Source organism: Mesorhizobium sp. CA6, from assembly GCF_020165035.1.
In the GTDB taxonomy this organism is placed as follows: domain Bacteria; phylum Pseudomonadota; class Alphaproteobacteria; order Rhizobiales; family Rhizobiaceae; genus Mesorhizobium.
In genome coordinates this window covers 98102-112373 of the sequence record NZ_JAIUHI010000015.1, presented here as the reverse complement: position 1 = coordinate 112373, position 14272 = coordinate 98102, and the positions used below count along the sequence as shown (strand labels likewise).

Genomic DNA, 14272 nt, shown 5'->3' with positions numbered 1-14272 from the left:
GGTGCAACCCGAGTTTTCGAAAGGATTTCAGCATGGCCACCGTCAAGGTCGACAAGGGCAATTTCCAGGCCGATGTGCTCAACGCCAAGGAGCCGGTCGTGGTGGATTTCTGGGCGGAATGGTGCGGCCCGTGCAAGATGATCGCTCCGGCGCTGGAAGACATCGCCAACGAGCTTGGCGCGAAGATCAAGGTCGCAAAGCTCAACATCGACGAGAACCCGGAGCTTGCCGCGCAATACGGCGTGCGCTCGATCCCGACGCTGATGATCTTCAAGGGCGGCGAAGTCGCCGACATGAAAGTGGGCGCCGCGCCGAAGACCGCGCTGTCGCACTGGATCAACGGCAGTCTCGCCTGAGCCAATCTGAAGTCTTCAAGATCCAAGCCCGGCCATCGCGCCGGGCTTTTCTTTGGCGTCATGGCTCGTCGCGCTCTGGCTCTCGCCTGCGGGCACTCCGTGTCCTCTGTTCGCAGGAAAGGGAGAGCTCCATGACCGGAACCGCCAAGGCCACAGTTCACGTCGACAATGAGCGCGTCATCGTCACCGAATACCGCTTCGCGCCGGGCGCCAATACCGGCTGGCACCGCCATGGCCACGACTATGTCGTCGTGCCGCTGATGGACGGCAAGGTGAAGCTGGTGACCAAGGACGGCGAATCCTTCGCCGAGATGAAGCAAGGCGCGCCCTATTTCCGCCGGGAGGGCGTCGAGCACGACGTCATCAATGCCAATGACGGCGAATACGCCTTCATCGAAATCGAGCTGAAGTAGGCCGGCCGTGATTGCCGGCTTGCACGTTTCCTTTCCGGCCTCGTGCGGGATGTCGTGGGTCTAACGCCTGTCCTCGCCTTTGCCGGTTTTGCGGCGGTGGCCGCTTATGTCCAGACCCTGACGGGCTTCGCCTTCGGCCTGGTGATGATGGGCGCGATTGCCCTTGTCGGCTTGCTGCCCCTGCCCGACGCAGCTGCGATGGTCGGCATGCTGACCCTGGTCAATGCCACGCAGATGCTGATCCAGGGCGGCTGGCGCGAGATTGCGCGCCGGGAGCTGCGGCTTATCCTGGTCGCAAGCCTGCCTTCGCTGCTCTTGGGGTATGCCCTGTTGGAATGGCTGGCGGACACGCGGGCCGACCTGCTGAAAATCGGACTCGGTCTGGTCATCATGATGTCCAGCCTGCAACTGGCCATCAGGCCTGCCGGCTTGGCAAAACGATCGTCGGACGCGAGTTTCGTCGGCTTCGGTGTCGTTTCGGGCCTGATGAGTGGGCTGTTTGCGACCGGCGGCCCGCCGCTCGTCTATCATCTCTTTCGCCAGCCAATGCCGCATGTACGAATCCGCGAAACGCTGGTCACCGCTTTCGGCGCCGCGCAGGTGGTGCGGCTTATCCTGGTGACGGCAAGCGGCAACCTGCCGACCATGTCGCCTGTCGCGCTCGTCGTCGCCATACCGGCCGTAATGCTGATGACCTATGCGGCACGCCGCTGGCCACCGTCATTGTCGCAAGGGACAATGCGAAAGATCGTCTTTGTTCTGCTTTTCCTGTCAGGGCTCTCGCTGGCACTGCCTGCCGCGATGCACCTTGCCGTCTAACTTCAACTGCTCATGTGGGCGACGTGTCGCTCCAATTTACCAGTCGGCGACACGGTCGCCGCCGGTGAATTGCGCGCTTTTGGCGGTGTATTCGAACAGCTCGATCTTCACGCCGTTGGGGTCGGCGATCCAGGCCTGGTATGTGTCGTCGCAGGCGAGCTTCTTTGGCGTGACCGCGACGCCTTTCGACCGGATATGAAGGATCGCCGCATCGATGTCTTCCACCTCGAGGCAGAAGTGGTTGATCTGGTTTGCCTCGCTGTAGCTGGCTTCACTTTTCTCGAACACCTCGACATGGCTGCGGCCGCCGCAGTCGAGATAGAAACCGAAAATCCTGCCGTCGCGCAGGAAATTGAACCGCGTGTCCATGCCGAGCACATCGCGGTAGAAGCGGCGCGTCGCCTCCAGGTCATGCGCGAAGATGCAGACATGAGCGAGCTGCTTCACCTTGATCATGCCGGTTCCTTTCGGCCCCCGCCGAATCCGCAACGCTGTCCCGATTTCGCCTCAGGTCGGCGGCGTGCCGTTTTCGGCCAGCACGGCGCCGGCGAAATAGAGGGAGCCGCCGATCAGGATGCGCGGCGCCGGGCCATCCCAAGAGTCGCGCAACAGCATCAGCGCGTTGGCGACGGAGCTGACCGGCTCGGCCGACAGGCCGGCCTCTTCGGCACGCAAGGCCAGCTCGTCGTTGGGAACGCCGGCGTCGCTGCTGGTTACCGGCACGGTATAGACGTGGCGGGCAAGCCCCTTGAAGGCGCTGAAATAGCCAGTCTGGTCCTTGGTGTTGATCATCCCGGAGATCAGGACCAGCGGCCGCGGGTTCTTTTCCTCCTGCTCGGCCAGCGCCTCGGCGATGACAATGCCGGCGCCGGGGTTGTGGCCGCCGTCCAGCCAGATCTCGGCGCCCTTCGGCGCCAGGTCGACCAGCTTGCCTTGGGTCAGCTTCTGCATGCGTGCCGGCCAGGCGACATGGGTCATCGCCCGCTCGGCGGCGCGGTGGCCGATCTCGAAACCAGCCGCCTTGACGGCGGCGATCGCCGCCGCGGCATTGGCGTATTGATGGCGCCCCGGCAGGCGCGGCGAAGGCAGGTCCATCAGCCCGTCCCCGTCCTGATAGACCATGCGGCCGTTTTCCTCGAAGGCGAGGAAATCCTGGCCATAGACCACGGTCGGGCAATCCAGCCGCTCGGCCGACTCGATCAGCACCTGAAGCGCGGTGTCGCTTTCCTGGGCGCCGATCACCACCGGGCAGCCGCGCTTCATGATGCCGGCCTTCTCGGCGGCGATCAGCTCGACCCGGTCGCCGAGATAGGCTTCATGGTCCATCGATATCGGCATGATCACCGAAACCGCCGGCTGCTTGATCACATTGGTGGCGTCGAAGCGGCCGCCGAGGCCGACCTCGATAATCGCCGCCTCCGCCGGGTGCTCCGAGAACAGGATGAAGGTGACGGCGGTGAGGATCTCGAAGACGGTGATCTTCTGGCCGCCATTGGCCTCGGCGACACGCGAGATGGCCTCGGCGAAAATATCGTCCTCGACGAGCTTGCCGCCGCCTTCGGCCGCCAGCCGGTAGCGCTCATGCCAGTTCACCAGATGCGGCGAGGTGTGGACGTGGACAAGGTGGCCGGCGGCCTCCAGCAGCGCGCGCGCGAAGGCGGCGCAGGAGCCCTTGCCGTTGGTGCCGGCAATGTGGATAACCGGCGGCAGCCGATCCTGCGGATTGCCGAGGCGCTCGAGAAGCCCCGTGACGCGGTCCAGCGAAAGGTCGAAGCCTTTCGGATGCAGCGTCATCAGATGTTCGATTTCGCGTTCGGCGGAAAGCGTTGTCATGATGGAATCCTAGAGCGGTTCATCATCTCATGGAATGCAGAACCGCTCTCTCTTTTTTGTTGGCGCAATTCCAAACGGAAAACCGTTCCACACTTTTCCTGGAATTGCTTTGGCGGGCGGTTCCCGAAACCGGGAATCGGTTCGAACGAGCCGTGCGCAAATCAGAGGCTACAGCACGCAACAGGCGGCGCAACTCGCGGTTCGCGGCGAGCGATGTCGCGTCAAGCCGATATATCGCTTCAGGCCGACATCGCGTCAGGCTTGCGCGCGCGCCTCGGCATTGACCACCGCCGGCGGCAGGATCTCCGGCTCCAGCGGCTTCTCGGCCTCCGGCATCTTGAGCAGCATCTTCAAGAGACGGGAAATGGTCCGGCGCATCTCGAGGCGCGACACGACCATGTCGACCATGCCGTGTTCCATCAGATACTCCGCGCGCTGGAAACCATCGGGCAGTTTTTCGCGGATGGTCTGCTCGATGACGCGTGGGCCGGCAAAGCCGATCAGCGCCCCGGGCTCGGCGATGTGGACGTCGCCCAGCATGGCGTAGGAGGCGGTGACGCCGCCGGTGGTCGGGTTGGTCAGCACCACGATATAGGGCAGGCCGGCTTCCTTCAGCCGGTCGACGCCGATCGTGGTGCGCGGCAATTGCATCAGCGACAGGATGCCTTCCTGCATGCGGGCGCCGCCGGAAGCGGCGAACAGGATCAGCGGCCGCTTGCGCTGCAGCGCGACCTCGAAAGCATGCACGATGGCTTCGCCGGCGGCCATGCCGAGCGAGCCGCCCATGAAGGCGAAGTCCTGCACGGTGACAATGACCGGCAGCCCGTCGATGGTGCCGGCGCCGTTGAGGATCGCATCCTCGAGGTTGGTCTTGGCCTTGGCCTCCTTCAGGCGGTCGGTGTAGCGCTTCTCGTCGCGGAACTTCAGCGGGTCCTGGACGACCTTGGGGTTTTCCAGCACCTCGTATTTGCCGTCATCGAAGAAATGTTTCAGCCGCTCCTTGGCCGAGATCTTCATGTGGTGGCCGGAAGCCGGGATGACGAACTGGTTGGATTCGAGATCCTTATGGAAGACCATCTCGCCGGTCTCGGGATCCTTGATCCAGAGGTTTTCCGGCATGTCGGTGCGCCGGCCGAGCATCGAATTGATCTTCGGGCGGACGTAATTGGTGATCCAGTTCATGGCTTCGGCTCCTGTCCTGGAAAGGACTTCAAGCAATTCCAGGGAAAGTCTGTGGGGTTTTCCGGCCGGAATTGCTCAAGAACAAATAGTCGGGCTATTCGGCCGCAGCAAGGCGGGCCGAGCGGACGCCCTGGGCAAGACCGCTGACCAAAGTGGCGACGGCTTCGGCCGGATCGGCTGTTTTCTCGCCCTTGGGGCCGAGCACATTGGCGACCGCATTGACAATCGCGGTGCCGACGACGACGCCGTCGGCATTAGCGCCGATCACACGCGCCTGCTCGGCGGTCTTGACGCCGAAGCCGACGCAGACCGGCAGGTCGGTGTGGCCCTTGATGCGGTTGACAGCCGCGGCCACCTTGCCCGTGTCGGCCAACGCCGAGCCGGTAATGCCGGTCATCGAGACGTAGTAGACGAAGCCGGAGGTGTTTTCCAAAACCTTGGGCAGGCGCTTGTCGTCGGTGGTCGGCGTCGCCAGGCGGATGAAGTTGACGCCGGCCTTCAGCGCCGGAATGCACAGCTCCTCGTCCATCTCCGGCGGCAGGTCGACGACGATCAGTCCGTCGATGCCGCTCGCCTTGGCGTCGGTGAGGAAGCGGTCGACGCCATAGATGAAGATCGGATTGTAGTAGCCCATCAGCACGATCGGCGTCTCGTCGTCGCCGGCGCGGAAGTCGGCCGCCAGCTTCAGCGTCTTGACCAGTGTCTGGCCGCCCTTCAGCGCACGCAGGCCGGCGGCCTGGATCGCCGGGCCATCGGCCATCGGGTCGGAGAAGGGCATTCCCATCTCGATAATGTCGGCGCCGGCGATCGGCAGCGCCTTCATGATCGACAGCGAGGTGTCGTAATCGGGGTCGCCGCCCATGAAATAGGTGACCAAAGCCGGGCGGCCTTCGGCCTTGAGCTTCACCATACGGCGGTCGATGCGGGTGGTCATTGTCAGATCTCCATGCCCAGCATGTTGGCCACCGTGTGCACGTCCTTGTCGCCGCGGCCGGACAGATTGACGATGACGAGCTGATCCTTGTCCATCTTCGGCACGATCTTCATCGCATGGGCGATGGCATGCGCCGATTCCAGCGCCGGGATGATACCTTCGACCCGGGTGGTGAGCTGGAAGGCTTCCAGCGCCTCGTCGTCGAGGATTGGTTCGTATTGGACGCGGCCGGAATCGCGCAGCCAGGAGTGCTCGGGACCGACGCCGGGATAATCGAGGCCGGCCGAGATCGAATGACCATCGAGGATCTGGCCGTCCGAGTTCTGCAACAGATAGGTGCGGTTGCCGTGCAGCACGCCGGGCTTGCCGGCACTCATCGAGGCGCAATGCTCGATGCCGTCAAGGCCGCGGCCGCCGGCTTCGATGCCGATGATGCGGACGTCCTTGTCGTCGAGGAAGGGATGGAACAGGCCGATGGCGTTGGAGCCGCCGCCGACGGCGGCAATGATGACGTCCGGCAGCCGGCCCTCCTGCTCCAGCATCTGGGCGCGGGCTTCCGTGCCGATCACCGACTGGAAGTCGCGCACCAGCTCCGGATAGGGGTGCGGGCCGGCGGCGGTACCGATCAGGTAGTAGGTGTCCTCGACATTGGTGACCCAGTCGCGCAGGGCCTCGTTCATGGCGTCCTTGAGCGTGCCGTGGCCGGCGGTAACCGGCCGCACCTCGGCGCCGAGCAGCTTCATGCGGAAGACATTCGGGCTCTGGCGGGCGACGTCGGTGGCGCCCATATAGACGACGCAAGGATAGCCGAAGCGCGCCGCGACGGTGGCCGAGGCGACGCCATGCTGGCCGGCGCCGGTCTCGGCGATGATGCGCTTCTTGCCCATGCGCTTGGCGAGCAGGATCTGGCCGAGGCAGTTGTTGATCTTGTGCGAGCCGGTGTGGTTCAGGTCCTCGCGCTTGAAATAGACCTTTGCGCCGCCGAGATGTTTCGTGAGGCCCTCGGCGAAATACAGCTTCGACGGCCGCCCGGCATAATGGGTCGACAGGTTCTGCAGCTCGGCCTTGAACTCGGGATCGGTCTTGGCCTTGTTCCACTGCTCTTCCAGATCGAGGATCAGCGGCATCAGCGTCTCGGCGACGAAGCGGCCGCCGAAAATGCCGAACATGCCCTGCTCGTCGGGCCCGGTGCGGAAAGAATTGGGCATTGCCGGCTTGTTCATCGCCGATCTCCTGATGTGAATTGTATTCAGGCGGCGCGGTCGTCGCGCGCGGCCCTGACGGCCCGGAAAAACTGCTCGATCAGCGCCGGATCCTTGACGCCCGGAGCGCTTTCCACACCGGACGAAACGTCTATTCCGGGCGGGTCGGCCTGTCTCAGGGCATCGCCGATATTGGCGGCGTTGAGCCCACCGGAAAGCATGTATTCGAGCCCGGCGTCAAGGCCGGCAAGGATGCGCCAGTCGAAGGCGACGCCGTTGCCGCCCGGCAGTTGCGACCCCTTCGGCGGCTTGGAATCCAGAAGGAAGCGATCGGCGATGCCGATGAAGGGTTTTATGCGGTCGAGATCCGCCGCCTCGCTGATGGGCAGCGCCTTCATCACCGGCAGGCCGTAACGCCCCTTGATCTCGGCCACGCGCTCGGGCGTTTCCGAACCATGCAATTGCAGCATGTCGGGCTGCATTTTCGCGACGATCTCGTCGAGAAAGCCATCATCGGCGTCGACGCTGACGGCTGCCGCCAGGGCCTTGCCGCGCGCCGCCTGACGCAGACGGCCGGCCTCGGCGGGCTCGACATAACGCGGGCTCTTGGCGAAGAAAATAAAGCCGACATGGCTGGCGCCGCCGGCAAGCGCGGCGGCCATCGCAGCGTCGGTCTTCAATCCGCAGATCTTTATGTCGAGCGTCATGGCGCGGGCTTGGCACGAAACGGGAAAAGAGTCGAGAAAAAGCATGCTGTTGCCGGTCCGGCGGAAAACACTACCTTCATATAGGAACCACAGGCGGGAGCAGAATAATCATGGCCGACCGGACCGTCGCCGAACTGAAGCAGAAGATCGCGCAGGCGCGCGAGGTGATCGCGCATCTCATGGACAAGGCCGCCTTCAACGGCGCCGAGGCGCACCGCGCGCTGGAATATTTCGGCAGCGATACGTTCGACCGGGATTTTTTGCCGTGGCCGCACTCCGAGGAAGGACTGCGGCCGGAAGAGCTTAACGCGGCGAACGATGATTGAGGGGCGCTAGTAGGGCGCCACCTCTCCTTCGTCATCCTAGGGCGGAGCGACGCGAAGCGGCGCGCAGACCCTAGGATCCATGCCGTTACATCGGCCCAAGAGTGCAGCGATAGAGAATAAAACGCCTTTCCGGGACGCCTCCCGCCAAAGGCAAAGCAATTTCTGAACCGCTACGGCGTTCGCACGTCACGGCATGGATCCTAGGGTCTGCGCGCGTCGCTTCGCTCCTTGCTTCGCCCTAGGATGACGAAGCTGAGATGGCTCGGCTAATCTCCAGCGTTTGCACTAGCAGTGACGGCGTTCTCTGCATTGTCATCCGCTGGAGTTACTCAAACACAATTGCCTGCAGGGCCCCGCCGTTGCGCTTCAGCCAGTCCTTGCAGCGGTCGGTATCCGGGCAGAGTTTTTCGCACAGCTTCCAGAATTTCGGGCCGTGGTTCATCTCCTTGAGATGCGCCACCTCATGCGCCACCAGGTAGTTTATCACCGCCGGCGGCGCCATCATGATGCGCCACGAGAAGGAGAGATTGCCCTCCGAGGTGCATGATCCCCAGCGGCTGGAGGTATCCTTATACCTTATCGCCTTGGCGCGCTTGCCGATCGCCTCGGTGTGCTTGACCACCAGCCTCTCGATCTCCTTCTTGGCCTCACGCTTGAGATAGTCGGCGATGCGGCGCGGCAAATGGATGCGCTCGCCATGGATGATCAGGAGCGGGCCGCGATCGTCGCGCGCGACGGTGACGGTGCCGCGCTTCGAAGGCTCATGCACGATGCGGTGCGGCACGCCGCGGATCGGGATCCGGATGCCCGGGCGCACCTGCGGCCTCGTCGGCACCTTGGCCAGCCGCTGCTCCAGCCAGTCCTGGTGGCGGTCGAGGAATTTCTCCACCTCGCCGCGGCGCAGGCCGGGCGGCACGGTGACGCGCAGGCCTTGGCCGCCGGAATCGATGCGCAACGTAAGCCGCCGGGCCCTGGCGCTCTCAACGATCTTGAGCGGCAGCGTGCGGCCGGCGACGCAATGCTCGCGCTCGACGACAGGCGTGGGCTTTGGCTTGGTCAGGTTGCGAAGGAAGCCGAGGGTCATGGCTGGACGATACGCGATTCGAAAAAAACGGCCAGTGGAGGGAAGCTACATAGAGAACAAAAAAGAAACGGCGCCGCTAAACGCGACGCCGCTTATCATACCGAGACGTGTCGCCGGATCTCAGTCGTCGAGCAGGTTGGTGCCTTTGCCGCCCTCCGGACCCGCCTTGTCGCTCGAGCCGGTCGAGCTCGGCGCGGTCGACTTGTTGCGGTTGGCCATGAAGCGGTCGAACTCTTCCTGGTCCTTGGCGCGGCGCAGTTCGCGGGCGTACTCGTCGAACTCGGAGAGCATCTCGTCGAGCTTGCGGCGCTCCTCGGCGAGGCGCTCGAGCTCCTTCTCGCGCCAATCGTCGAAGGCGACGTTGCCGGTGCGGGCCGAGCCGTGGCCCCAGCGGGCCGCCTTCTCGGAGCGACGACGGCAACCGGCGAAGATGCCGTCCGTGGCGCGGTTGACGTCGCGCTTGAAGCCTTCCAACCGATCGCCCCAGATGATGTAGGCGAGCATGGCGAAGCCGAGCGGCCAGAACACCATGAAGCCGATGACCATCAGCGCGATGGTGGCCGGCGTCCAGGCCGGACGGATCAATGCACTTGTGTTCATTTTCTCCCAATCCTTCCATTGGAGACAGCCAAACCGGCTGCGTGGAATCGAAATGGGAAGGCGAAATAGGCGATTCAAGACAAACCCCGCCAAAACCGGCGAAGCACCTGAAATGATTATCGCTTTTTGAGCTTCTCGAGGAAAAGCACCGCCATTCCGGCGACCAGCCCCCAAAATGCCGCGCCGACGCCGAAGAGCGTGAGCCCCGAAGCCGTCGCGGCGAAGGTGACGGTGGCCGGCATGCGTTCGGCCTCGTCCTTCAGCGCGATCGACAGCGCGTTGGCCAAGGGCGCTGTCAAGGCGAGCCCTGCGACCAGCACGATCAGGCTTTGCGGCAGGACGGCGAAGATCGCCACCAGCGAGGCGCCGAAGATCGCGAAGATGAGATAAGCGAGCGCGTAGAACGGGCCGGTCTTCCAACGTTCGGCCGGGTCGGGATGGACATCGGGACCGGTGCAGATAGCGGCCGAGATCGCCGCGAGATTGGTGGTCGCGGCGCCAAACGGCGCCGAGAGCAGCGAAAACAGACCGGTGACGCCGATCAGCGGACCGGGCTCCGGATGGTAGCCCGCTGCGCGCAGCACCGCGAGACCGGAAAGGTTCTGCGAGGCCATGGTGACCAGATAGAGCGGCAGGGCAAGGCCGATGATCGCCGATGCGGTGAATTGCGGCGCAATCAATGTCAATGTCGACAGTTCCGGCGCCGGCAGGCTGCCGACGCGGCCGGTGAGGAAAGCGGCGAGGCCGCCGCCGATCAGCACCACCAGCACCGATAAAGCCGGATTGAACAAGCGGATGACGAAGAAGGCGGCGATCAGCGGCAGGATCAACCAAGGGTCGGCCGGAATGGCCTTCACCGCATTGACGGCGAAGCTGACCAGGATGCCGGCCAGCATGCCGGACGCGACCGAGGCCGGGATTTTCGCGATCAGCCTGGTCAACGGCTTGAACAGGCCGGTGGCGACCAGAAGGACGCCGGTGACCATGAAGGCGCCGACGGCCTGCGGCATCGTAAATCCGCTGGAGGCCGCGATCAGCGCCAAGCCGGGCGTCGACCAGGCGGTGATGACCGGCATCTTGGTGCGCCAGGACAACCACAGACACTCAACGACCATGGCCAGGCAGATCGCCGTCACGCCGCTCGCGGTCTCGATCTGCGTGGCGCCGACCGCCTTGGCGGCGGCAATGACCAGGGCCAGCGTGCCGCCGAAGCCGACGATCGCCGCGACGAAGGCGGATATCGGGATGGAGATGCGCATTATCCGGCCGCCCGCTTGACCATGTCGCCGACGGCCCGCTTGAGCATGTCGAGATCCTCGGGACGGGACAGGCGATGATCGCCGTCCGGGATCAGCGACAGCGTCACATCGTCGGCGGGCAGCATGGATGCGAGCTTCAAGGCATGGCCGGACGGCACGTCCGGATCGGCCAGGCCCTGCAGGATGTGCACCGGGCAATGGGTGTCGATCGGCCCGGTCATCACCCGATTGGCGCGGCCGTCCTCGATCAGCGCGCGCGTGTAGATATAAGGCTCGTCCGAATAGTCGGACGGCTCGGCGAAGAAGCCTTTTTCCCTCAGATCCTGCCGCTGCGCGTCGGTCAGCACCGGCTCGATCAGCTCGACGGTGAAATCAGGCGCCGGGGCGAGCAGCACCAGGCCGGCAACCCTCGTGTCGCCCGCCTTGCGCAGTTCCTGCGCCATGCGCAAGGCGATCCACGCCCCCATCGAGGAGCCGACCAATACCTGCTTGCCCTTGCTGAACCGGCGAAAGACGGCGAGGCTCTCGGCCAACCACTTCGAGATCGTGCCGTTGGCGAATTCGCCGCCCGACTCGCCATGGCCGGAATAGTCGTGGCGCAGACAGGCGTGGCCTTCGCTCGCAGCCCAGGCGGCAAGCGTCTGCGCCTTCGTGCCCTGCATGTCGGACTTGTATCCGCCGAGCCAGACCACGCCGGGCGCCGCGCCCGGCATCTGCCTGACGGCGATGCCCGACCCGTCCACATCGATGAAAACCGGAGCGCTGGCGGCCATGAGCTTGTCCTTCCCGCCGGTCTTTTGGCACAGGCGGTGGTTCAACGAAAAGTGCTCGCGGGGTTTCTTTGCTTGGTGCAGACAATTACCAGGCAGCAGGTGATTTTGCGGCGCGGCTATGCTATTGACTCACGCCCCGCGCTTCCCACATAGGCGCGTCCACCTACTTTTGTCTAAAGAACCCAGAACGAAACGGCCGAGGAGACCACGACCATTCGCAGACCTTTCAAAGCAGCGGCACCCACCAAGGACGGGCCGCGCTCCAACCGAGACATCCGGGTGCCCCGGGTCCAGCTTATCGACGCCGACGGCCAGAACCGAGGCGATGTTTCCATCAACGACGCGTTGCTGCTGGCCGAAGAGGCCGGGCTCGATCTCGTCGAGATTTCGCCCAATGCGGTGCCGCCCGTCGTCAAGATCCTCGATCTCGGCAAGCTGAAATACGCCAATCAGAAGAAGGCGGCCGAAGCGCGCAAGAACCAGAAGGTCATCGAGATCAAGGAGATCAAGATGCGCCCGAACATCGACAGCCATGACTACGAGACCAAGATGAAGGCCGTGCGGCGCTTCTTCGAGGAAGGCGACAAGGTCAAGCTGACGCTGCGCTTCCGCGGCCGCGAGATGGCGCATATGGAACTTGGCATGCAGCTTCTGAACAAGGTGCGCGAGGAAGTTGCGACGATCGCCAAGGTCGAGGCGGAGCCGAAGCTCGAAGGCCGCCAGATGATGATGGTTCTGGCGCCGCGCTGACCAGGGATGGCGTGGCCGCCAAAGCGTCGCGTCCATCACGGTTTCGAGAGTTGCCGGGCTCTTTGTATCCCGCTCTAAAATCCGCCCGAATTGCCGGGCACGGCGTCCCGACGATCGGCGGGGCGCCTGTTTTCAACCCGATCGCCAGCCACCTCGACGATCCCTTCGCGATCGCGAGCAATCGACGATCGGCATTTGCCGATCGCGAACCAATCGACGATCGGATGGGTCATGGTCGATGAAGTGAAGGTCTCAGCCGACAACCAGACTGAGGGGTTGGGCGGCTACCAGCACACGCGCCGGATCGTGCTGGCGGTGCTGATCGTGGTGCTGTTCTGCGCGCTTCTGTTCGGCCAGTCTTCCTTTCCCCCGGACACGTCCGTGCACGAGTCGATCGAGATGTTCGGCGTGCTTTTGATCTTTCTCGGCATTGTCGGGCGGCTGTGGTCGACGCTTTATATCGGCGGGCGCAAATCGGCCGAGGTGGTCACCGGCGGTCCCTATTCGATCACCCGCAACCCGCTCTATCTGTTTTCGACCCTGGCTGCCGCCGGGGTCGGGGCGCAGATCGGCTCGTTCAGCGGCATCATCCTGTTCTCGCTGCTCTGCGCCGGCGCCTTCCACATCGTCATCCTGCGCGAGGAGCGTTACCTGAAGGAACTGCTCGGCGCGCCCTACCAGGCCTATCTGGCCAAAGTGCCGCGGTTCTTCCCGAACCTTGCGCTCTACCAGGAAGGCGATACCGGCAGCTTCAGGCCGCGCCTGCTCTTGAACACGCTGCTCGACGGCCTGGTGTTTCTGGTGGCGCTGCCCGCCTTTGAGCTGATCGACGGCATGCAGCAGTCGGGGATGCTGCCGGTGTGGTTCACGCTGCCTTAGGGTGGCTGATATTCAGGTGAGGCCGGCCTGCGAATGGCGGCTTCCTGCGCTTCCGGTGCTCACGTACTTTAAGTACGCTCCGCTCCGGTTCTCGGAAACCACCATTCTCGACTCGGCCTGACCTGAATCTCAACCACCCTACCCAGCGGGACAGCGCGTCGCACGGCGAGGTGTTGCACGCCGGCCATCTTTGATCTATAGGACCGCCGTTCCAAGAAAACCGCCCGGCAGGGCATGCCGTGGCGGTTTCATTTGCTTTTCGGGCTTTGGTCGGCCCGAAGCGAGACAAGAAGCGCGATGGTGCGCCACCAATACGGAGTAGCAAAATGCCCAAGATGAAGACCAAATCGGCCGCCAAGAAGCGGTTCAAGATTACTGCCACCGGCAAGGTGCTGTCGGCTGCCGCCGGCAAGCGCCACGGCATGATCAAGCGTTCCAACAAGTTCATTCGCGATGCCCGCGGCACGATGGTTCTGGCTGAACCGGACGGCAAGAAGGTCATCAAGAATTTTCTGCCGAACGGCCTCTAATCCCTCGGCTTGGAACCACTTTTGTTTTTACGCAATTCCGAACGGAAAACCGCTGAACACTTTTCCTGGAATTGCTTTTAAGGAGATCATGACATGGCACGCGTAAAGAGAGGCGTTACCGCCCACGCCAAGCACAAGAAGGTTTTGAAGGCCGCCAAGGGTTTCTACGGCCGCCGCAAGAACACCATCCGCATCGCCAAGCAGGCGGTGGAGAAGTCGCTGCAATACGCCTACCGCGACCGCAAGAACCGCAAGCGCTCGTTCCGCGCGCTGTGGATCCAGCGCATCAACGCCGCGACCCACGAGCATGGCCTGACCTATGGCCGTTTCATCGACGGCCTCAACAAGGCCGGCATCGAAATCGATCGCAAGGTCCTTTCGGACATGGCCATCCACGAGCCGCAGGCTTTCGCTGCGCTGGTTGCCAAGGCCAAGGTCGCGCTCGAATATCTGAAGAACACCACGCCGAATGCTTTTGAGAGCGCTGTCGCCTAAGCCAGCGCTTCCCAAGCATACGCAATTCTGATTTGGGGAACCCGCGCTGGCACGGCTGGCGCGGGTTCTTTTTTGCCCGAACATCACGTTCAACGTGACTTTCACGTTAGCGTGGATTTCCAACGTAGCG

Annotated in this window: 19 protein-coding genes; 8 read left to right on the top strand and 11 right to left on the bottom strand. The window is 63.4% G+C overall.

Features of this window, described 5'->3' with window-relative positions:
- Positions 1-32: 32 nt before the first annotated feature.
- From trxA to LB526_RS22260, 3 genes are all read left to right on the top strand, one after another.
- Complete coding sequence (trxA, locus tag LB526_RS22270; RefSeq protein WP_095767992.1) at positions 33-356, top strand: thioredoxin; 324 nt, start codon at positions 33-35, stop codon at positions 354-356.
- 131 nt (positions 357-487) lie between these two features.
- A complete protein-coding gene (locus tag LB526_RS22265) occupies positions 488-769 on the top strand; it encodes a cupin domain-containing protein (RefSeq protein WP_027166948.1) in 282 nt (93 codons plus the stop codon).
- A gap of 54 nt (positions 770-823) precedes the next feature.
- A complete protein-coding gene (locus tag LB526_RS22260; protein ID WP_140843505.1) occupies positions 824-1588 on the top strand; it encodes a sulfite exporter TauE/SafE family protein in 765 nt (254 codons plus the stop codon).
- Between the two features lie 36 nt (positions 1589-1624).
- Here the strand turns inward: LB526_RS22260 and LB526_RS22255 are convergent, their stop codons facing one another.
- The 6 genes from LB526_RS22255 to LB526_RS22230 form a co-directional block, all read right to left on the bottom strand.
- Positions 1625-2044, bottom strand: coding sequence for a VOC family protein (locus tag LB526_RS22255; protein WP_140843503.1), 420 nt, complete (start codon positions 2042-2044; stop codon positions 1625-1627).
- Between the two features lie 51 nt (positions 2045-2095).
- On the bottom strand, positions 2096-3421 hold the full coding sequence (locus LB526_RS22250) for a bifunctional folylpolyglutamate synthase/dihydrofolate synthase (RefSeq protein WP_224629862.1): 1326 nt from the start codon (positions 3419-3421) through the stop codon (positions 2096-2098).
- A 255-nt stretch (positions 3422-3676) separates the two neighbouring features.
- Positions 3677-4603 (bottom strand): acetyl-CoA carboxylase, carboxyltransferase subunit beta, encoded by a 927-nt coding sequence (accD, locus tag LB526_RS22245; RefSeq protein ID WP_224629861.1) that lies wholly within the window; start codon positions 4601-4603, stop codon positions 3677-3679.
- Positions 4604-4697: 94 nt separating this feature from the next.
- Positions 4698-5537 (bottom strand): tryptophan synthase subunit alpha, encoded by an 840-nt coding sequence (gene trpA / locus LB526_RS22240; protein ID WP_224629860.1) that lies wholly within the window; start codon positions 5535-5537, stop codon positions 4698-4700.
- A gap of 2 nt (positions 5538-5539) precedes the next feature.
- Positions 5540-6760 (bottom strand): tryptophan synthase subunit beta, encoded by a 1221-nt coding sequence (trpB, locus tag LB526_RS22235; RefSeq protein WP_224514884.1) that lies wholly within the window; start codon positions 6758-6760, stop codon positions 5540-5542.
- Between the two features lie 26 nt (positions 6761-6786).
- On the bottom strand, positions 6787-7446 hold the full coding sequence (locus LB526_RS22230; RefSeq protein WP_224629859.1) for a phosphoribosylanthranilate isomerase: 660 nt from the start codon (positions 7444-7446) through the stop codon (positions 6787-6789).
- 110 nt (positions 7447-7556) lie between these two features.
- On the opposite strand from LB526_RS22230, the gene LB526_RS22225 reads away from it, so the two are divergent.
- Entirely contained in the window at positions 7557-7772 is a 216-nt protein-coding gene (locus tag LB526_RS22225) for a hypothetical protein (RefSeq protein ID WP_224629858.1), read from the top strand.
- A 325-nt stretch (positions 7773-8097) separates the two neighbouring features.
- Here the strand turns inward: LB526_RS22225 and LB526_RS22220 are convergent, their stop codons facing one another.
- The 4 genes from LB526_RS22220 to LB526_RS22205 form a co-directional block, all read right to left on the bottom strand.
- Positions 8098-8856 (bottom strand): M48 family metallopeptidase, encoded by a 759-nt coding sequence (locus tag LB526_RS22220; RefSeq protein ID WP_224629857.1) that lies wholly within the window; start codon positions 8854-8856, stop codon positions 8098-8100.
- Between the two features lie 120 nt (positions 8857-8976).
- Complete coding sequence (locus tag LB526_RS22215; protein ID WP_095767983.1) at positions 8977-9456, bottom strand: DUF2852 domain-containing protein; 480 nt, start codon at positions 9454-9456, stop codon at positions 8977-8979.
- A gap of 116 nt (positions 9457-9572) precedes the next feature.
- Complete coding sequence (locus LB526_RS22210; protein ID WP_224609804.1) at positions 9573-10715, bottom strand: benzoate/H(+) symporter BenE family transporter; 1143 nt, start codon at positions 10713-10715, stop codon at positions 9573-9575.
- Positions 10715-11488 (bottom strand): alpha/beta hydrolase, encoded by a 774-nt coding sequence (locus tag LB526_RS22205; RefSeq protein WP_224629856.1) that lies wholly within the window; start codon positions 11486-11488, stop codon positions 10715-10717. The genes LB526_RS22210 and LB526_RS22205 overlap by 1 nt, the downstream gene beginning before the upstream one ends.
- 213 nt (positions 11489-11701) lie before the next feature.
- Here LB526_RS22205 and infC point away from each other — a divergent pair, with 213 nt between their 5' ends.
- Complete coding sequence (gene infC / locus LB526_RS22200; protein ID WP_095767981.1) at positions 11702-12238, top strand: translation initiation factor IF-3; 537 nt, start codon at positions 11702-11704, stop codon at positions 12236-12238.
- Between the two features lie 74 nt (positions 12239-12312).
- Here the strand turns inward: infC and LB526_RS22195 are convergent, their stop codons facing one another.
- The gene (locus LB526_RS22195; RefSeq protein WP_224629855.1) at positions 12313-12471 is read right to left on the bottom strand and encodes a hypothetical protein; all 159 of its coding nucleotides are present in this window, start codon (positions 12469-12471) and stop codon (positions 12313-12315) included.
- Here LB526_RS22195 and LB526_RS22190 point away from each other — a divergent pair.
- The 3 genes from LB526_RS22190 (at position 12470) to rplT (ending at position 14142) form a co-directional block, all read left to right on the top strand.
- Positions 12470-13117 carry a methyltransferase family protein gene (locus LB526_RS22190; RefSeq protein WP_224629854.1) on the top strand — a complete coding sequence of 216 codons (648 nt, stop codon included), beginning with the start codon at positions 12470-12472 and terminating at the stop codon, positions 13115-13117. The two genes, LB526_RS22195 and LB526_RS22190, sit on opposite strands and share 2 nt — an antisense overlap.
- Positions 13118-13443: 326 nt before the next feature.
- A complete protein-coding gene (rpmI, locus tag LB526_RS22185; RefSeq protein ID WP_027166935.1) occupies positions 13444-13647 on the top strand; it encodes a 50S ribosomal protein L35 in 204 nt (67 codons plus the stop codon).
- 93 nt (positions 13648-13740) lie between these two features.
- On the top strand, positions 13741-14142 hold the full coding sequence (rplT, locus tag LB526_RS22180; protein ID WP_042637600.1) for a 50S ribosomal protein L20: 402 nt from the start codon (positions 13741-13743) through the stop codon (positions 14140-14142).
- Positions 14143-14272 lie beyond the last annotated feature (130 nt).